Annotated in this window: 16 protein-coding genes; 8 read left to right on the top strand and 8 right to left on the bottom strand. The window is 72.4% G+C overall.

The window, feature by feature from the left end:
• Nucleotides 1-380: 380 nt before the first annotated feature.
• On the top strand, nt 381-860 hold the full coding sequence (locus tag ABT057_RS10610; RefSeq protein ID WP_352342124.1) for an ATP-binding protein: 480 nt from the start codon (nt 381-383) through the stop codon (nt 858-860).
• A 119-nt stretch (nt 861-979) separates the two neighbouring features.
• On the opposite strand, the gene ABT057_RS10605 is transcribed toward ABT057_RS10610, so the two are convergent.
• Both ABT057_RS10605 and ABT057_RS10600 read right to left on the bottom strand, forming a co-directional pair.
• Entirely contained in the window at nt 980-2050 is a 1071-nt protein-coding gene (locus ABT057_RS10605) for a DUF2637 domain-containing protein (RefSeq protein ID WP_352342123.1), read from the bottom strand.
• Between the two features lie 323 nt (nt 2051-2373).
• The gene (locus ABT057_RS10600) at nt 2374-3222 is read right to left on the bottom strand and encodes a (2Fe-2S)-binding protein (RefSeq protein WP_352342122.1); all 849 of its coding nucleotides are present in this window, start codon (nt 3220-3222) and stop codon (nt 2374-2376) included.
• Nucleotides 3223-3393: 171 nt separating this feature from the next.
• On the opposite strand from ABT057_RS10600, the gene ABT057_RS10595 reads away from it, so the two are divergent.
• Nucleotides 3394-4215, top strand: a complete 822-nt coding sequence (locus ABT057_RS10595; RefSeq protein ID WP_352342121.1) for a GntR family transcriptional regulator — start codon at nt 3394-3396, stop codon at nt 4213-4215.
• Between the two features lie 31 nt (nt 4216-4246).
• On the opposite strand, the gene ABT057_RS10590 is transcribed toward ABT057_RS10595, so the two are convergent.
• Entirely contained in the window at nt 4247-5029 is a 783-nt protein-coding gene (locus ABT057_RS10590; RefSeq protein ID WP_352342119.1) for a hypothetical protein, read from the bottom strand.
• A gap of 151 nt (nt 5030-5180) precedes the next feature.
• Nucleotides 5181-6860 carry a PucR family transcriptional regulator gene (locus ABT057_RS10585; RefSeq protein ID WP_352342118.1) on the bottom strand — a complete coding sequence of 560 codons (1680 nt, stop codon included), beginning with the start codon at nt 6858-6860 and terminating at the stop codon, nt 5181-5183.
• Nucleotides 6861-7156: 296 nt separating this feature from the next.
• On the opposite strand from ABT057_RS10585, the gene ABT057_RS10580 reads away from it, so the two are divergent.
• The 4 genes from ABT057_RS10580 to ABT057_RS10565 all read left to right on the top strand — a co-directional run bounded on the left by ABT057_RS10580 (nt 7157) and on the right by ABT057_RS10565 (nt 12287).
• On the top strand, nt 7157-8047 hold the full coding sequence (locus ABT057_RS10580; protein ID WP_352342117.1) for an FAD binding domain-containing protein: 891 nt from the start codon (nt 7157-7159) through the stop codon (nt 8045-8047).
• Nucleotides 8047-8553 carry a (2Fe-2S)-binding protein gene (locus ABT057_RS10575; RefSeq protein WP_352342116.1) on the top strand — a complete coding sequence of 169 codons (507 nt, stop codon included), beginning with the start codon at nt 8047-8049 and terminating at the stop codon, nt 8551-8553. The genes ABT057_RS10580 and ABT057_RS10575 overlap by 1 nt, the downstream gene beginning before the upstream one ends.
• A 5-nt stretch (nt 8554-8558) precedes the next feature.
• Nucleotides 8559-10946, top strand: coding sequence for a xanthine dehydrogenase family protein molybdopterin-binding subunit (locus tag ABT057_RS10570; protein WP_352342115.1), 2388 nt, complete (start codon nt 8559-8561; stop codon nt 10944-10946).
• 177 nt (nt 10947-11123) lie between these two features.
• Nucleotides 11124-12287: an XdhC family protein gene (locus ABT057_RS10565; protein ID WP_352342114.1), complete on the top strand. Its 1164-nt coding sequence runs from the start codon at nt 11124-11126 to the stop codon at nt 12285-12287.
• A 113-nt stretch (nt 12288-12400) separates the two neighbouring features.
• Here ABT057_RS10565 and ABT057_RS10560 read toward each other — a convergent pair whose 3' ends face one another.
• Entirely contained in the window at nt 12401-12841 is a 441-nt protein-coding gene (locus tag ABT057_RS10560) for an SRPBCC family protein (protein WP_352342113.1), read from the bottom strand.
• Nucleotides 12842-12994: 153 nt separating this feature from the next.
• On the opposite strand from ABT057_RS10560, the gene ABT057_RS10555 reads away from it, so the two are divergent.
• Complete coding sequence (locus ABT057_RS10555) at nt 12995-14215, top strand: cytochrome P450 (RefSeq protein WP_352342111.1); 1221 nt, start codon at nt 12995-12997, stop codon at nt 14213-14215.
• Nucleotides 14216-14239: 24 nt separating this feature from the next.
• Here the strand turns inward: ABT057_RS10555 and ABT057_RS10550 are convergent, their stop codons facing one another.
• The 3 genes from ABT057_RS10550 to ABT057_RS10540 form a co-directional block, all read right to left on the bottom strand.
• Nucleotides 14240-15007 carry a polysaccharide deacetylase family protein gene (locus tag ABT057_RS10550; protein ID WP_352342169.1) on the bottom strand — a complete coding sequence of 256 codons (768 nt, stop codon included), beginning with the start codon at nt 15005-15007 and terminating at the stop codon, nt 14240-14242.
• A gap of 84 nt (nt 15008-15091) precedes the next feature.
• Nucleotides 15092-16540 carry a family 43 glycosylhydrolase gene (locus tag ABT057_RS10545; RefSeq protein ID WP_352342110.1) on the bottom strand — a complete coding sequence of 483 codons (1449 nt, stop codon included), beginning with the start codon at nt 16538-16540 and terminating at the stop codon, nt 15092-15094.
• Between the two features lie 40 nt (nt 16541-16580).
• Complete coding sequence (locus ABT057_RS10540) at nt 16581-18071, bottom strand: family 43 glycosylhydrolase (protein WP_352342108.1); 1491 nt, start codon at nt 18069-18071, stop codon at nt 16581-16583.
• Nucleotides 18072-18331: 260 nt separating this feature from the next.
• Between ABT057_RS10540 and ABT057_RS10535 the strand changes: the two genes are divergently transcribed.
• Nucleotides 18332-18454: a hypothetical protein gene (locus ABT057_RS10535; protein ID WP_352342107.1), complete on the top strand. Its 123-nt coding sequence runs from the start codon at nt 18332-18334 to the stop codon at nt 18452-18454.
• The last annotated feature ends 18 nt before the right edge of the window (nt 18455-18472 follow it).

The following is an 18472-nucleotide window of genomic DNA, read 5'->3' as shown; positions in this document are numbered from 1 at the left end:
CCGTCAGGGCGGTGCATTCCGGCCAACTTCGCCGGTTGTTGCGGTTGCGCGGGCGCACGCCCCTCCCGTGGGCCTCACGCCGCCGTACCGCACCGTTCTCGGCCGCGAACGGGGCCCGTCACCGGTGGCCCGGGCGCCTCGTACGGCCCGGTGCCACCCGTGGTGGGCACCGGGCGGCGGACGCGGCGCCGCCCGGGCGGGCCGCCGGGCGCCGCCCGGGCGGGATGCGCCCCCGGGAGCGCCCCGCACGTCCCGTCGAACATGGCCGAACACCCGGGCGTCGGCGATTCGACATGACTGGCGCGGTGCCCACCGGGCAAGGATCCCCGTGAACGTGTTCGAGCAGGAGGGGAACCGACATCGGCACGCGGGCGGGGGTCATGAAGAGGCAGGCACGAGGCGGCGGTCCGACGGCGATCGCGAGCACCTCGGTTGCACAGCGGCACACGGACACCGCGGAAGGGGACGACACCGTCGACGCCCAGCTCAGCCGCAGACTAGGGAGGGCGGACCTGCGGGCGGTGCCCGAGGCACGCCGGGCGCTGCGCGAACTGCTGCGGGGCTGGGGCAGGCCCGGCCGCTCGGAGACGGCGGAACTGCTCACCAGCGAACTCGTCACCAACGCGCTCGTGCACACCGACGACGACGCGGTCCTGACGGCGACGGTGTCGTCGTCCGGACTCAGGGTGGAGGTGCGGGACTCGGTGCCCCGCCGTCCGCGGCCGTGTGCGCCGGCCGCCGACGACAGCACGAACGGCCGGGGCCTGGTCCTGGTGCAGTCCCTGGCGGACGCGTGGGGGGTGCGGGTGCTGGGCGCCGGGAAGGTCGTCTGGTTCGAACTGGACGCCGAAGCCGCCTGACCGGGGCGCCGGCGACACGGGAAACAGCAAACGGGAAGGGGGCGCGACCCGTCGAGGTCGCGCCCCCTTCCCGTGATGTTCCTCGGTGTTCCCGTGGTGCTGCGGCTGCTGACCGGCCGTCAGCCGAACTGCTGCTCCAGGTCCTTGAGCTTGCGCTCCAGGGAGTCCAGGCGCGGCAGGGCCATGGTGTCGTCCTCGGCGGTGAGGTCGACCGTCATCGACGCGTCGGAACCCTGGCGCACGGGCTGCAGGGAGGGCCGCTGGCGCACGGGGAGCTGTTCCGCCGCGCTGGCTATGGCAGGCTCCGCGGAGACCGCGGCACCGGCGGGCTCCAGCGCCGCCGTCTGGCCCGGCTCCAGCTGACGCCCGCCGCCACCGCCGCCACCGCGGCCCGGCCAGCGGCCGTGGCCCCGGCTGATCGCCTTCAGCTGGGCCCGCTCCAGACGCTGCTCCTCGCGGCGGCGCAGCTTGGCCTCTTCCTTGCGGACCTTGTCGTCGCGGACCTCCTCGACGGCCTCGTCCAGGCTGCGCACGTTCTCCAGCAGCATCAGCGACCAGGCCTTGTAGGTCTCACGCGGAGCCCGCATCCAGCGCACCACGCGGATCTGCGGCAGCGGACGGGGCACCAGGCCCTGCTCGCGCAGCGCGGCGCGGCGGGTCTGCTTCAGGGCCCGGTCGAACAGCACCGCCGCGGAGAGCGACATGCCGGAGAAGAACTGCGGGGCGCCGTCGTGGCCGAGGCCCCTGGGCGCGTGCACCCAGTTGAACCAGGCGGCGGCGCCGGCGAACGTCCACACGAGTATCCGGGAGCCGAGCGCCGCGTCACCGTGGCTGGCCTCGCGCACGGCGAGGACGGAGCAGAACATCGCCGCGCCGTCCAGACCGAACGGCACCAGGTACTCCCAGCCGCCGGTCAGGCCGAGGTTCTGTTCGCCGAAGCCGACCAGGCCGTGGAAGGAGAGCGCGGCGGCGACGGCCGCGCAGCAGAACAGCAGAACATAGGAGGCGGTGCCGTATATGGCCTCCTTGCGCCTGCGGCGCTCCTCGCTGCGCTCCCACGAGTCGTCGCCGCTCGTGTCCTTCCCCGAGGGGCGCTTGCCGCGCGCCAGCACCGCAACCGCCGCCAGCATGCCCAGGAGGAGTACGCCGCCCGGAAGCAGCCAGTTCAGCGATATGTCGGTCAATCTCATCTGGGGTCCCTTGCATTGGGATAGGGCGTAACGCCCGCCATAGTGGCCCAATCCCATCGTCCCTCAGGGGGTTTCGGGGCAAGAGGCCGCCAAGGAAGTGCAAGGGAATGCCCAGGGCGACGTTCTGCTCGAACTGCCGCTTGAGGGGCGGGAGTTGAGTTCGAATAAGACTACCCGTACGGGTGGTTCCACGGAAAGTTCCCGCGACGAGTGAGGAATTTGTGAAGTAACCGTAACCATGGGCGAGCGTAACGGCGGTCTCGTGCGGGTGATCCTACGGGACGCCCGTCGACCCCCGGTCACCGGGGGTGCCTGAGGGGGCCTCAACCGGCCGCGGCCGCCGTGAGCTTGCCGATCCGGTCGGCGTCGCAGGTGCGCGGGCAGGTGGCGCAGGTGTCCTCGGGGCGCACGGTGTAGAACATGCAGCAGCTCGCCCGGTCCCGGGTGGGCAGCGACTCGCCGCCGGGGCCGGTCAGTTCGCGGAAGGCGGCCGAGCCGACGTACGGCTTCGTCGCGCCGGGCAGCAGCAACTCCAGCTCGTGCCGCGCGCGCTCCTGCTCGCCGTCGCCGAACAGGTGGGCGACGTACCAGAGTCCCTCCACGATCTCGTCCGTCACCATGCCCCACAGTGCCCGTCCGCGGCGCCGCGCCCGCGGTCCGAAGCCGGCGAGCACCGGCTCGTGGTGCTCGGCCACCGCCGCCCGCACCTCGGCGCGCAGCGCCTCCTCGTCCGGCACCACCCGCGCTCCGGGCAGCTCCGCCGCGGGGTCCCCCGGCAGACACGCGAACGAGACCGGGGGCCGTACGGCCATCCGCATGCGGCCACCCGTGCGGTCGTACGAGACATGGGTCACGGGGTAGCGCGGCACCCTGCGGTGCAGGAACCAGGGCACGGTGATCAGCAGGCAGGCCGGCCAGGCGTACCGGTGCAGTCCGAAGCTCGCCGTGACGTCCGGGCGCGCCCGCTGCCCGTAGTCCTGGACGACCTGGGCATCGTCCCAGGCCAGGAAGGTGTCCAGGGCGGCTCCGCCGGCCGCGAGCCCGGCCGCCGTGACCCAGCCGCCGCCGGCGGGCGGCGGACTGCCGGGCGCCAGCTCTGTGACGGTCAGGTCCGGGAACACCTCGGTGAGGCGGGCGTAGGCGGCCGCTGTGACCGACGGGGCAGAGGGCATACCGGGACCACCGTTCCGGGAGTGAGAAAAGGGGCGTGATCAAAGGTAAGCCTAACCTTACTGATTATGGCCGGGATTTGAACTGACGGCCAGTACGCCTAAGGTGCTTGACGGGCGAGTAACAACCCGCCGTAATCTCCCCAAGTACCGACACGTCCGCCAGGAGGACCCGTGAAGCAGGGCACGCAGGGCTCCGCCGGGACCGGGACTCCGCTGGAGGACCCCGCCCGGGCGCGGGTGCCGGCCCAGCAGCGGGCGCCCGCCGCCGAGCCCGCCGCCGCCCCGGACCGGGTGCGGTGCGGGCCGCAGGGTGCGGCGCGCGGGGAACACACGCACAGCGAGACCCCGATCCCGCACCCTCGTCCCGTCGTTCAGCGGGCCTCCGTGCGCGGTCAGATCCTCGACGCGCTGCGCACCGCGCTGGTCTCCGGCGAACTGCGGCCGGGCGAGGTCTACTCGGCGCCGGTCCTCGGAGACCGGTTCGGGGTGTCGGCGACACCGGTGCGCGAGGCGATGCAGCAGCTCGCCCTGGAGGGCGCCGTCGAGGTCGTGCCCAACCGGGGCTTCCGGGTCGTCGTGCGGGGCGCGCGCGAACTCGCCGAACTCTCCGAGGTGCGCGCGCTGATCGAGGTCCCGGTCATGATGCGGCTCGCCCGCACGGTCCCGGCCGACCGCTGGGCGGACCTGTGGCCGCTCGCGGAGGCGACGGTCCGGGCCGCCGACGCCGGCTGCCGGGCGACGTACGCCGAGGCCGACCGCGTCTTCCACCGCGCCGTACTGGCGCTCTCCGGCAACGACCAGCTGCTCGGCATAGCCGAGGACCTGCACCGGCGCGCCCAGTGGCCGCTGGTCGGCGGCCCCGCCTCCGCCCGGGGACGCGCCGACCTCGTCGCCGACGCGAGGCAGCACATGGCCCTGCTGGAAGCCCTGACCACGGGCGAGCCGGACGTCGTACAGGCCCTGGTGCGCGAGCACCTCACCCGCACCGGCTGACCCGCCCGGCCGCCCGGCCGCCCGGCCGGTGCTACGCCGTCGCGGCCGGCGGGGCCGGCGGGGCCAACTGGCGGGCCAGCCAGGTCGGTACGCCGCCGAGGAGCCGGAACAGCCGCCGGGCCTCCTCCCGCAGCCTGGAGGCCTCCGGATCGACCTCGGCGTCCGCCAGCGAGGCCAGCGCCGGGGCCGTCCCCACCAGGTAGCCCAACTCCTCCCGGATCCGCAGGGATTCGGCGAAGCCGTGCCGCGCCTCCGCCATCTCCCCGTCGCGCAGCGCCAGTCCGGCGAGATGCCGCCAGGTGAACGACAGCAGCAACGCGTCCGAGTGGTCCGCCGCGGCCGTGTGGGCGCGCCGGTACGCGGCCCGCGCGGCCTGCGGGGAGCGGGCGATGTTCTCCGCGAGCAGCCCGCGGCGGAAGTCCAGCAGCGCCCGCCCCGCCGCGTCCGGCGGAATCAGCGCCGCCGCCCGGCCGAGCGCGGCCCGCGCCTCGTCGACCCGGTCGCGCACCGCGTGCACGGTCGCCGCGTACGCGAGATATCCCCGTTCACAGGCGGCCGCGCCCCGTTCCTCGTCGCTGTGGGCCAGCGCCTCCGCCGTGCGCAGCGCGTCCTCGGCGTCCTGCCAGCCCTGCTCCGTGTACAGACACCGCTCCACGAGCAGCGCGGCCCGCTGGATCGTGCCCGCCGCGGTGTCCGCCGGCAGCAGGGCCGCGGCGTCGACCCAGCAGGCCCGCGAGCGCAGCCGCCACACCGCGGTCTGGAGGGGATCGTCGTCCGCGGTCGTTCCGGTACCAGACATGGCGGTGTACGCCACGTTGCCCTCCCCGAGCGCGCCATCGAGCTTTGAGTGAGTCGTGGCCGCATCTCAGCATGAATCGCGGCGCCGGGCCAAGGGGGCGGGTGAAGGATTTCACAAAGTCGTGGGACTGTCCGCTCCCGGAGGTTTCGCCGGACGGCGTCCCGGGTCAGCTCATGCGCAGTGCCAGGAAGAAATCCAGCTTGTCCTCGAGGCGCGACAGATCACGGCTCGTCAACTGCTCGATCCGGCCGACGCGGTAGCGCAGCGTGTTGACGTGCAGATGCAGCCGGGAGGCGCAGCGCGTCCACGAGCCGTCGCAGTCGAGGAACGCCTCCAGGGTGGGGATCAGCTCCGCGCGGTGCCGGCGGTCGTAGTCCCGCAGCGGGTCGAGGAGCCGGGCCGTGAACGCCCGGCGCACGTCGTCCGGCACGAACGGCAGCAGCAGCACGTGCGAGGCCAGCTCCTGGTGGCCCGCCGCGCACACCCGCCCCGGTCGCGCCGCGGCCACCCGCCGTGCGTGCCGCGCCTCCTCCAGTGCCCCGCGCAGCCCCTCGGCCGAGTGCACCGGCGCGCTCACCCCCAGAGTGAGCCGCCCGTCGCCGTCGAGACCGGCCGAGAGCGGCTCCCGTACGGCCGCGAGGAGCGCGTCGGCGACCAGGCCCGCCTCGGACCCGTCGTGCTCGCTGGACACCGCCGGCAGCGGGACCAGCGCGACGGCCTCGTCGTCGCTGTGGGCGACGGCTATCCGGTCGGCGGCCTCGGGGCCGGGCGCCGACGGATCGGCCAGGATCTCCTCCAGCAGCGCCTGGGCGGCCGGGCCGGACGACACCTCGCCGTCCGCCCACTCGACGCGCGCCACCACCACCTGCCAGTGCGGGGCCGCGCCGAGGCCGGGCAGCAGCACCGGCGCGGCCACCCGCAGCCGCGCCGCGATCTCCGCCGGGGCCGCGCCCGTCTGCACGAGCTCCAGCACCTCCTGCGCGAGCCGTCTGCGCACCGTGCGCGCCGCGTTCCGCCGGTCCCGCTCTACCGCGATCAGCTGGGTGACGCCCTGGAGCAGATCCAGCCGCTCGTCCGCCCAGTCCCCGGCGTCCGCCTCCACCACCAGCAGCCATTCCGACAGCACGCCCGCCCGCGCGTCCCCGGCCCCCTCCGGCGGGCGCCCGCCGCCGCGGACCGGGAACAGCGAGTACGTGGGGCCGAGCCCGCCCACCGCCACCCGGTACGGCCCCCGGCGGCCGCCGCGGACGGCCGCCAGGTGCTCCCCGGCGAGCCGCGCGCACACCTCGGCCGAGGGCGCCGGACCCGCCGCCTTCGGCCCGGCGACGAGCCGCCCGGTGGGGGAGAGGACCCAGGCCCGCAGGTCCAGGTCGGAGCCGAGCAGGTCCAGGACCACGTCCGGGCCGCCGCCCGCCGGGCCCGAGGTCATCATCCGCCGGTGCCGGTCGACCACGGCCGCCAGGTCCCCGGCCCGCTCGCCGCTGACCTGCCGCACGACGTGCTCGGTGATCGTCGCGAACGCCACCGACTCGTGCACCGCGAACAGCGGCAGCCGGTGCCGGGCACAGGCCACCACCAGATCCTCCGGGACGTCCCCCAGCTCCGCCTCGCCGGCCGCCAGCGCGGCCACCCCCGCCTGCACCAGGATCCGTACGAACGGCTCGGAGTCGGCGGCGCCGCGGCGCCACGCCAGGCCCGTCAGCACCAGCTCACCGCCGGAGAGGTAGCGGCTGGGGTCGCGCAGGTCGGTGGTCATCACCCCGCGCACCGGGCGGTCGAGCTCGTCCTCGCCGCCGAGCAGCCGCAGCCCCAGCGCATCGGTGTCCAGCAGTGCGCGCAGCCGCATTCTCGTCGCCGCCGTTCTTTGTCTCGAAAACTACGATGGATCCTGGCGGGCCGGTGGCGCGCGGGTCCGCTGGTGTTTCCAGGGGGAAACGCAGAGGTTACCGATGGCCTCCGTTCATACGAATCTACAAGATGCCCATGCTGGCCAGCCAACTCCTTCATGGTTTCGGTGACTGACACGCTCGGAGTACAGCGCGGTGTACTGGACCGGTTCAGCGTGAACAGCACATGAACGAGCCGGTCCCGCCGCACCGATCTGGCTCATTCCGGACCCGAGACGAACGAAGAGAGCCGGTCATGGACTTCCTTCGCCCCGCCAGCTGGGAGGAGGCGCTCGCCGCGAAGGCCGAGCATCCCACCGCTGTGCCGATCGCGGGTGGCACCGACGTCATGGTGGAGATCAACTTCGACCACCGGCGGCCCGAGTACCTCCTCGACCTGAACCGCGTCCGAGACCTCCACGAGTGGGAGGTCGGCGAGGAGAGCGTGCGGCTGGGCGCCTCCGTGCCCTACACGAAGATCATGGAGAACCTGCGGACCGAGCTCCCCGGTCTCGCCCTCGCCTCGCACACCGTGGCCTCCCCGCAGATCCGCAACCGCGGCGGCGTCGGCGGCAACCTCGGCACCGCCTCCCCGGCCGGCGACGCCCACCCCGCCCTCCTCGCGGCCGGCGCCGAGGTCGAGGCAGAGTCGGTGCGCGGCAGCCGCCGTATCCCCATCGACGAGTTCTACACCGGCGTGAAGCGCAACGCGCTCGCCCCCGACGAGCTGATCCGCGCCGTCCACATCGAGAAGGCCGACGGCCCCCAGCAGTTCTCCAAGGTCGGCACCCGCAACGCCATGGTCATCGCCGTCTGCGCCTTCGGTCTGGCCCTGCACCCGGAGACCCGCACCGTCCGCACCGGCATCGGATCCGCCGCCCCGACCCCGGTCCGGGCGAGGACCGCCGAGGAGTTCCTGAACGCGGCGCTCGACGAGGGCGGGTTCTGGGACAACGGGAAGATCGTCACCCCGTCGGTCGCCAAGCAGTTCGCCGACCTGTGCGCCGCGGCCTGCAACCCGATCGACGACGTCCGCGGCACCGCGAGCTACCGCCGCCACGCGGTCGGCGTCATGGCCCGCCGCACGCTGACCTGGACCTGGGAGTCGTACCGCGGTGCCCGCCGCCACACCGAGGGAGCTGCGTGATGCGCGTCAACTTCACCGTCAACGGACGTCCGCAGGAAGCCGACGACGTCTGGGAGGGCGAGTCCCTGCTGTACGTGCTGCGCGAGCGGCTCGGGCTGCCCGGTTCGAAGAACGCCTGCGAGCAGGGCGAGTGCGGCTCGTGCACGGTCCGCCTGGACGGCGTGCCGGTGTGCTCGTGCCTGGTCGCGGCCGGCCAGGCGGAGGGCCGGGAGGTCGTCACCGTCGAGGGGCTCGCGGAGTACGCGCGGCAGCGGTCCGGCCAGGACGCCGCCGCCCCGGAGCTCTCCCCGGTCCAGCAGGCGTTCGTCGACGCCGGCGCCGTGCAGTGCGGTTTCTGCACGCCCGGCCTGCTGGTCGCCGCCGACGAGATGCTGGAGCGCAACCCGAACCCGACGGACGAGGACATCCGCGAGGCCCTCTCGGGCAACCTGTGCCGCTGCACCGGCTACGAGAAGATCATGGACGCGGTCCGCCTCGCGGCCGCCCGGCAGGGAGAGGCGGTCTGACCTCGATGCCCCCCACCAGCGGCGCCCCCACCAAGATCACCCAAGGCTCGCCGGCCAAGGGCGGGGTCGGCGAGTCGACCCTCCGGCCGGACGGCACCCTCAAGGTCACCGGCGAGTTCGCGTACTCGTCCGACCTGTGGCACGAGGACATGCTGTGGGGCCAGATCCTGCGCTCCACGGTCGCCCACGCCGAGATCGTCTCCATCGACACGGGCGAGGCCCTCGCGACCCCCGGCGTGTACGCCGTCATGACGTACGACGACCTCCCGACCGATGTGAGGAACTACGGCCTGGAGATCCAGGACACCCCCGTCCTCGCCCACGGCAAGGTCCGCCACCACGGCGAGCCGGTCGCGATCGTCGCCGCCGACCACCCGGAGACCGCCCGCCGCGCCGCCGCGAAGATCAGGGTCGAGTACCGCGAGCTGCCGGTCGTCACCGACGAGGCCTCCGCCACCGCCCCGGACGCGGTCCTCGTCCACGAGCACCGCAACGACCACCACGCCGGCCACGTCCCGCACCCGAACATCGTCCACCGCCAGCCGATCGTCCGGGGCGACGCCGCCGCGGCCGCCGGGCGGGCCGACGTGATCGTCAGGGGCGAGTACACCTTCGGCATGCAGGACCAGGCCTTCCTGGGCCCCGAGTCCGGTCTCGCCGTGCCGGAGGAGGACGGCGGCGTCCATCTCTACGTCGCCACGCAGTGGCTGCACGCGGACCTCCGCCAGATCGCGCCCGTCCTGGGCCTGCCCGAGGACAAGGTCCGGATGACCCTGGCGGGCGTCGGCGGAGCCTTCGGCGGCCGCGAGGACCTGTCGATGCAGATTCACGCGTGCCTGCTCGCGCTGCGCACCGGAAAGCCCGTCAAGATCGTCTTCAACCGCTTCGAGTCCTTCTTCGGACACGTCCACCGCCATCCCGCCAAGCTGTCCTACGAGCACGGCGCGACCCGCGACGGCAGGCTGACCCACGTCAGGTGCCGGATCGTCCTGGACGGCGGCGCGTACGCCTCCTCCTCCCCGGCCGTCGTCGGCAACGCCTCCTCGCTCGGCGTCGGCCCGTACGCCGTCGACGACGTCGACATCGAGGCCGTCGCCCTCTACACCAACAACCCGCCCTGCGGCGCGATGCGCGGCTTCGGCGCGGTCCAGGCGTGCTTCGCCTACGAGGCGCAGATGGACAAGGTGGCGAACGAACTCGGCCTGGACCCGGTGGAGTTCCGGCAGCTCAACGCCATGGAACAGGGCACGGTCATGCCGACCGGCCAGCCGGTGGACTCGCCCGCCCCGGTCGCCGAACTCCTGCGCCGCGTCAAGGCGTTGCCGCTGCCGCCGGAGCGACAGTGGGAGAGCAGCGAGGGCGCCGACGTACGGCAGCTGCCCGGCGGTCTGTCCAACACCACCCACGGCGAGGGCGTCGTCCGCGGCGTCGGCTACGCCGTCGGCATCAAGAACGTCGGCTTCTCGGAGGGCTTCGACGACTACTCCACCGCCCGCGTCCGCATGGAGGTCGTCGGCGGCGAGCCGGTCGCCACCGTGCACACGGCGATGGCGGAGGTCGGCCAGGGCGGGGTCACCGTCCACGCGCAGATCGCCCGCACCGAGCTGGGCGTCGGCCAGGTCACCATCCACCCGGCCGACACCGGGGTGGGATCGGCAGGGTCGACCTCGGCCTCGCGGCAGACGTACGTCACCGGCGGCGCCGTGAAGAACGCCTGCGAGCTGGTCCGCGAGAGGGTTCTGGAGATCGGCCGCCGCAGGTTCGGCACCTACCACCCCGCCTGGGCCACCGCCGAACTCCTCCTGGAGGGCGGCAAGGTCGTCACCGACGCCGGCGAGGTGCTCGCCGACCTGACGGACGTGCTCGGCGAGGAGGCCGTGGAGGTCGAGGCGGAGTGGCGGCACCGGCCGACCGAGCCCTTCGACCTGCGCACCGGGCAGGGCAACGGCCATGTGCAGTACAGCTTCGCCGCGCACCGGGCGGTCGTCGAGGTCGACACCGAGCTCGGCCTGGTCAAGGTGATCGAGCTGGCCTGCGCCCAGGACGTCGGCAAGGCGCTCAACCCGCTGTCCGTGCTCGGCCAGATCCACGGCGGCACCACCCAGGGCCTGGGAGTGGCGGTGATGGAGGAGATCATCGTCGACCCGAAGACCGCGAAGGTGAAGAACCCCTCCTTCACGGACTACCTCATCCCCACCATCCTCGACACACCGACCATGCCCGTCGACGTGCTCGAACTCGCCGACGAACACGCGCCGTACGGGCTGCGCGGCGTCGGCGAGGCACCCACCCTGTCCTCGACCCCGGCCGTCCTCGCGGCGATCCGCGCCGCGACGGGCCTGGAGCTGAACAGGACGCCGGTCCGTCCCGAACACCTCACCGGCACGGCGTAGCACCTCCGCACACGCGCCGTGGCACCCACCGTCGAGGCGGCTCGGGGCAGGGCGCGGGAAATCGGCGCCTTCATGTGGGCACTGGCAGGCATCTTCCCGGTCCGTTTCTCCCTCCATCCCATAGAGAGCTGGCTGGGCGTGCACCGAACCGCCCCCGACCGTCGAGGAGACCGAGACATGCTGGACATCGCCGAGGAACTCAGCCGGTGGGTCGAGCAGGGCCGTGACTTCGCCGTCGCCACCGTGGTGGCCGTCGGCGGCAGCGCGCCCCGCCGGCCGGGCGCCGCCCTCGCGGTGGACACCGACGGCACGGCCGTCGGCTCGGTCTCCGGCGGCTGCGTGGAGGGCGCGGTCTACGACCTGTGCCAACAGGTCCTGCGAGACGGCGAGCCGGTCCTCGAACGCTTCGGCTACAGCGACGACGACGCCTTCGCCGTCGGCCTCACCTGCGGTGGCGTCATCGACATCCTGGTCACACCGGTACGCACCGGGGACCCGGTCCGCCCGGTGGCCGCGGCCGCGGTGAAGGCCGCCGCGAGCGGCGCGGCCTCGGCGCTGGCCCGGATCGTGACCGGCCCGGCGGACCTCGTCGGCCACGCCCTCCTGGTCCGCCCCGACGGCTCCCACGACGGCTCCCACGACGGTGGCCTCGGCGCGCATCCCGAACTGGACCGCACCGTCGCCGCCGAGGCCGCCGCCCTCCTCGACGCGGGCCGCACCGGCACCCTGGAGATCGGTGAGCGGGGTGCACGCTGCGGAGCCCCGCTGACGGTCCTCGTCGAGTCCGCGGTCCCGCCGCCCCGGATGATCGTGTTCGGCGCGATCGACTTCGCGTCCGCGCTGGTCCGCGTCGGCAAGTTCCTGGGCCACCACGTGACGGTGTGCGACGCGCGTCCCGTCTTCGCGACCAGGGCCCGCTTCCCGGAGGCCGACGAGATCGTCGTCGAGTGGCCGCACAGGTACCTGGAGCGCGCCCAGGTGGACGCCAGGACCGTCCTGTGCGTCCTCACCCACGACGCCAAGTTCGACGTGCCGCTGCTTCAGCTGGCGCTGCGCCTGCCGGTGGCGTACGTCGGCGCGATGGGCTCCCGCCGCACCCACCTGGACCGCAACGCCCGCCTGCGCGAAGTGGGCGTCACCGAAATGGAGTTGGCCCGGCTGCGCTCACCCATCGGCCTGGACCTGGGTGCCCGTACCCCGGAGGAGACGGCGCTGTCGATCGCCGCGGAGATCGTCGCGAACCGCCGCGGCGGCACCGGCGTCCCCCTGACGGGCGCCCACACCCCCATCCACCACGACGTGACCTCGGTGCCCGCGGGGCGGATCGGGTCGGTGGCCTGAGAGCCCGGGGCACCTCTCCGGCCGCGGCGCCGGTGCCTCGGTCTCGCCCGTATTCGTCATGCTCGCATCCTGTCGGACGGCGGTCGTGGCCGCGGTGTACGGGCGGGACCTTGTCACGGGCTGCGCAGCAGCCGGTCGACGGCGCGGCCGAACACCGAGCGGGCCGTGGCGCCCAGCGGGGGGTCGAAGAGGGAGGGCAGCAGACGCACGCGCAGCTCCTCGCGCCACAGCACGCGCGTCCGGCCGCCCGGCCCGGGCCGCACCTCGATCTCCGCCCAGCCCCGGACGATCCGGCCGCGTTTCTCCAGACGGCACATTCCCGGCTCGTCGTCGGCCGGAGGGTGCCACAGGGCGACCTCCATCCGGTCGTCGAAGGCGAACGGGCCGACGCCCGAGCGCGCCACGAACACCGTGCCCTCACGGGTCGGCGGGGGAGTGATCACGGTGACGCGGGTCAACGGGACCACGTCACCGTGCCGTTGCCACTCGGTGAGCCGGCGCCACGTCTCCTCGGGCGGGAGCGGGGCCGTGCGTTCGAGCCTGAAGATGACCACGGGACGATCGTAGGGAGTCCGGGCGGCCCGGACGCCGGTTCCTCGGCGGGTCACACACTCGGCCCAGTGCCGTACGCCCCCTGTCGGACCGTGTGCCCGGTAGGGCACCATGAGGCCGACCCCGCGCACCCCCATCGGCCGGGAGGACCTCACGTGGACCTCGCAGGACTCGGCAGCCTGGACGACCTGCAGCGCGACCCGTATCCGAGTTACGTGCGGGCGCACCGCGCCGAGGGCCTGCTCCGGGTACCCGAACTGGACGCCTGGCTCGTCGCCCGCGACGCCGATGTACGCGAAGTGCTGCGCAGGCCGGAGGACTTCTCGTCGGCGGGTGCGCTGCGGCCCGACGTGCTGCCGTCGCCCGCCGCCCTCGCGACGCTCGGCAAGGGCTTCGGCGGACGGCCCGTGGTCGTCGGCACCGACGGCGATACGCACCAGCGGCTGCGCGCCCCGCTCGTGCGCGGCCTCTCACCCGCCCGTGTCGCCGCCGTCCTGCCGTACGCCGCCGAGCGCGCCGCCGCCCTGGTCGAGGAGTTCGCCGGGGACGGCCGGGTGGAGCTGATGGCGGCCTACGCGCGACGGCTGCCCGGCGAGGTCATCGGCCGGATCGTCGGCATCGACCCCGACGACGTGCCGGTCGTGGTGCACGGCGGGCACCGCGCGGAGGAACTCCTGTTCCGGCCCTTGGCGGAGGAGGAGCAGATCGCCGCCGCCGAGGACGCCGTCGCCGCGCAGCACGTCCTCGACCGGTACGCCCGGGAGCGGGCGGCGGAGCCCCGGGCGGACCTCTGCTCGGAGATCGTCGCGTCGGTGGCCGAGGTCCCCGGCGAACTCAGCCTGGAGCAGCGGCACGAGGCCGTCTCACATCTGCAGAACCTGCTGATCGCGGGGCACTTGACCACCACCGCCCTGATCGGAACCACCGTGCTGCATCTGCTGCGGCATCCCCGCCAGTGGGAACTGCTGTGCGCGGAACCCGAGTCGAGGATCCCGGCGGCGATCGAGGAGGCCGCACGGTACGACACCGCGCTGCAGGGCTTCCGCCGGGTCACCACCCGCCCGCTCACCCTCGCCGGTACCGAACTCCCGGCCGGGGCCTCGCTGTTCGTCGCCTTCGGCGGGGCGAACCGGGACGGCGTACGGCATCCGCGGCCGGACGAGTTCGACATCACCCGCCCGCCCGGCCGGCACCTCGCGTTCGGCCATGGCCCGCACGCCTGCCCGGGCGCCCAGCTGGCCCGCGAGCAACTCCGCCTGACGCTCATCGAGTTGACGAGACGCCTGCCGGGCCTGCGGCCGGCCGCGGACCGGCCCGTCGTCATGCGCCCGACGATGATCCACCGCTCGCCGCAGGAGCTGCACCTGACCTGGTGACCGGGGCGCCTGTCGAAACACGCCCTAGCGGTAGACCTTCCCCGGCTCGGCCTTCCCCGGTGCCAGCAGCTGTGGCACGGTCACGAACACGTAGCCCCGCTCCTTCAGCGCGTCGATGATCCCGGGCACGGCCGGCACGGTGCCGTCGTAGATGTCGTGCAGCAGGATGATGCCGTCCCGGCCGGCCTGGGCCAGGACGCGCTTCCGGATCAGGGCGGAGTCGTTCGTCGTGTAGTCCTTGGCGGTCACCGTCCACAGCACCTCCGCGAGGCCCAGCTCACGGCATATCCCGTGCACGGTGTCGTCGGTACGGCCCTGCGGCGGGCGCATCAGGGTGGGTCTGCGGCCGGTGAGGCGCTCTATCTCGTCGTCGGGGCGCTGCAGTTCCTCGCGTATCTCGTCCGGCTCGATCTGCGTGAGGATCTTGTGGTCCCAGGTGTGGCTGGCCACCTCGTGGCCTTCGTCGGCCATGCGTCTGACGAGGTCCGGGTACTTCTCGATGTGCCGTTTCCCCAGCAGGAAGAAGGTCGCCGGGACCTGTTTCTCCTTGAGGATGTCCAGCAGCCGGGCGGAGTTCTCGCTCGGCCCGGCGTCGAAGGTGAGCGCGATGCACTTCACCTCTCGGCAGTCGGCGGTACCGAAGCGGGCGGCCTGGGTGGTCGCCGCGGGGTGGGCGCGCGCGGCGCTCGGGGCGGTGGTCTCGAGGCCGCCGCAACCAGTCAGGGTCATCGCCAGTGAGGCGGCCGCCGCGGTCGTCGCGACGGGACGCAACCAGGCCCCCGTGTTCTTCATCTTCCTGGTCGGAGAAGGCATGGCGAGACTATACATAGGGCGTATACATACCATGTATAGTCTCCGTGCCGTGTCCTCGGGCCCTCACTGGGCGTAGAAAGTGGCGTCCCCCTTGTCGGTCGCAGTGCTCGGAGTCTGCACGTAGAGCAGGTAGTTGTAGTGCCGGACGTAGCGGCCGGGGTAGTTGTACGACTCGTACGAGATCCCCGCCGAGTCGGCGAGTCCCGCGCGCTGGTAGAAGCTGGCGTCCGAGGCGAAGGCCGACGTGCCGTCGTTCTTCTCCAGCCACACCTCGAAGTTCTTGTGCCGCAGGTAGTAGCCGGGGAAGTTGGCCGACTCCAGGGACACCGTGCCGCTGCCCGTCAGCCCGGTGACCGCCCGGAACTGCGAGTCGGCCAGCGGGCTGACGTTCGCCTCGATGCGGCCGCGGTAGTCCCAGTGCCGGACGAATCGGTCCGGGTAGTTGTACGAGGAGAACCGCTGCGGGGTGACCCCGTCGGCCACCGGGATGCCGAAGTCGGGCGTGCCGTCGGCCTTCCAGTACACCTTCTGCACCCGGGTGCGGCGGTTGGGGTCGTTCAGCGGGTCGCCGGTGATGTCCTTGTAGCTGCGGTCGTGGTAGACGAGGATGTCCGACTTGCCGTCCTCGGAGACCGTGAACGAGTTGTGGCCCGGCCCGTACTGCGAGGTCGCGTCATTCGACTTGAAGACGGGCTGCGTCCCCTTCGTCCAGGACGCAGGGTCCGTCAGGTCGGCCGTCGCGGACGCGGTCAGCATGCCCAGGCAGTAGTTGGCGTCGGTGGCGCTCGCCGAGTACGTCATGAAGACCTTGCCGCCGTGCTGGATCAGCGCGGGCCCCTCGTTGACCTTGTACCCGACGGTCTCCCACGAGAGCGTCGGCTGCGAGATCTCCGCCGGGGTCCCGGAGATCGTCCAGGGGTTGGTCATCTTCGCGATGAACAGGCTGGTGTTGTTGTCCTCGGACGGGTTGCGCTGCGCCCAGGCGAGATAGCGGACCCCGTTCACCACGAAGGTGGTGGAGTCCAGCGAGAAGCTCTCCCACGTGGTCTTGATCTGGCCCTTCTCGGTCCAGGTCGCGGTCAGCGGGTTCGCCCCGGTGCCCTCCAGGACGTACATCCGGATCGCCCACACGTCGGACGTCGAACCGGCCGCGAAGTACACGTACCACTTGCCGTCGATGAAGTGGATCTCCGGGGCCCAGATGTGCGCGCCCATGATCCCGCTGGTGTGCTTGGTCCAGATGGTGACCTCCGGGGCCGTCGAGAGGCCCTGGATGGTCGTCGCCCGGCGCAGCACGATCCGGTCGTACTCGGGGACGGTGGCGGTGAAGTAGTAGTAGCCGTCGGTGTGTTTGAAGATGTGCGGGTCCGCGCGCTGCGCGGCGATCGGGTTGGTGTAGGTCACGGCGGGGGACTCCGGCACGGCGGCCTGGGCGGGGGCGGCCGTGCCGGTGAGGACGGCCGCGAGGGCGACGAGGACGGCCAGCAGCAGCCGTACGGCGTTGCGTCTCAAGGGGGTTCTCCAAAAGGGGGGATTTGTACGGGAGTCGAGGTCAGGTGGTCGGCACGAGGCGCCACTGCTGGCAGTTGTTGTTCAGCCAGGTCCACTGCCGTACGTCGGTGCCGTTCGCCGTACCGCAGTCGGCGACGTCGGCGACCTTGCCGCTGTTCTCGTTCACGATCCGGACGTAGTCGCCGGTGGCGGTGAAGACGAGCCGGAAGCGCTGGCACTTGTTGTTCAGCCACGACCACTGCCTCAGGTCGGCGCCGTCCGCGGCGGAGCAGTCGGCGGTGTCCAGCACCCCGCCGGAGGCCACGTTCACCAGCCGGCTGGTGTCGTCACCGAGATCCTCCACCTTCCACTTCTGGTTGGCGCCGCCGTTGCAGGTCCACTGGAGGATGTTCGTGCCGTTGGCGCCGGAACCGCCGTCCAGGTCCAGGCACTTGCCGCTGTTGCGGTTGACGAGGGTGTACGCGGCCGGAGTGGCCGCCGTCTCGCCGGACGGGCCGGGCAGCGTCGTGCCGAGCGCGACCGGGGTCCCGAAGTTCGGGGTGCCGTCGGCGTTCCAGGTGAACTTCTGCGCCCGCGTCGTACGGCCGTTGCCGCAGCCCCCGCTCGAGGAGGAGTTGGCGTGGTAGACGATCCAGTTCTCCGTGCCGTCCGGTGAGGTGAAGAAGCCGTTGTGGCCGGGGCCGTAGACGCCGTTCGCGTCGCTGCGCTGGAAGACGGGCGTCTGTTTCTTCGTCCAGGAGGACGGGCTGAGAGGGTCGGAGCCGGTCAGTTCGAGCAGACCGAGTTTGTAGTCGGCGGTCTGGCAGTAGCTCGCGGAGAAGGTGAGGAACGTACGGCCGTCGTGGTACAGCGGCTCGGGGCCCTCGTTGACCGGCGCACCCGAGGTCTCCCAGCTCAGGGTGGGGCTGGAGATGACCGTGAAGGTGCTGCTGGACAGGGTGTAGGGGTTGCTCATCGGCGCGATGACCAGGCTCTGCCTGCTGCCGTTCACGGAGCCGCTGCCGACGAGATACAGCTTGCCGTTCGCCTGCAGCACGCTCGCGTCGATCAGCCAGCCGCCCGGATCGAGGTTGGAGCCGGTGAGCGAGCCCTTGTAGGTGTACGGGCCCAGCGGGTCGGTGCCGGCGCTCTCCAGGACATGGGTGCGCTGGGAGTCGCAGCAGGCGGCACCGCTCGGGGCGGCCGAGTAGTACAGGTACCAGTGCCCGTCGAACCGGTGGATCTCCGGCGCCCAGATGTTGTTGTTGCGGGTCGAGGTGGTGTCCGACCACACCTGCACGCTGGGTGCGGTGGCGAGGCCCGCCAGGGTCGGCGCCTTGCGCATGGCGAGCACACCGGTGAACGTCGTGGTGATCAGGTAGTAGTTGCCGTCGTAGTACTCCAGCCAGGGGTCGGCGCCCTTGGCCGACTTCAGCGGGTTGGTGTACGGGCGACCGTCCGCCGCGGACACCGGCTGCGTCGCCGCGACCAGGGCCAGGAGCAGCGTGAACACGCAGACGAGCAGGGATCTGCTGCGGTACATCCGAGGCATACAGGACCGTCCCTTGTCCGTAATTTCGAACGTAGTTCGTAACTTCGGCCAGAACATAGGGGGTGCGCATGTCCCCGTCAATGGTTACGGCGTTCGCGTCCGCGATTGCGCGGGCGGCGGCCCGGCTTGCCGTTCGCCCCCCGGGGCGGTACAGGCAGTCCTCTTTCCCGGTGTGCCGTGGTAGGACGGGGCTGTCATCGGCACTGCGGACGGCAGCCGGAGTGCGGGCCTGACGCGGGGGATACGAGGGGGAGTTGGGCATGGCGGCAGAGAACGCCGAGAACGCAGAGAACGCCGAGAACGCAGAGAACATCGACGATGTCGTGGACGGGCTTGCCGGGATCGTGCGGGAGGCCGGCCGCGCCGGTGACCGGGTCGGGTAGTACTTCGCGGCGCTGTAC

Origin of the sequence: Streptomyces sp. NPDC002588, from assembly GCF_040295925.1 — a bacterium.
Classification (GTDB): domain Bacteria; phylum Actinomycetota; class Actinomycetes; order Streptomycetales; family Streptomycetaceae; genus Streptomyces.
The sequence above is the reverse complement of the archived record's forward strand: the minus strand, read 5'-3'. Positions and strand labels throughout refer to the sequence as shown.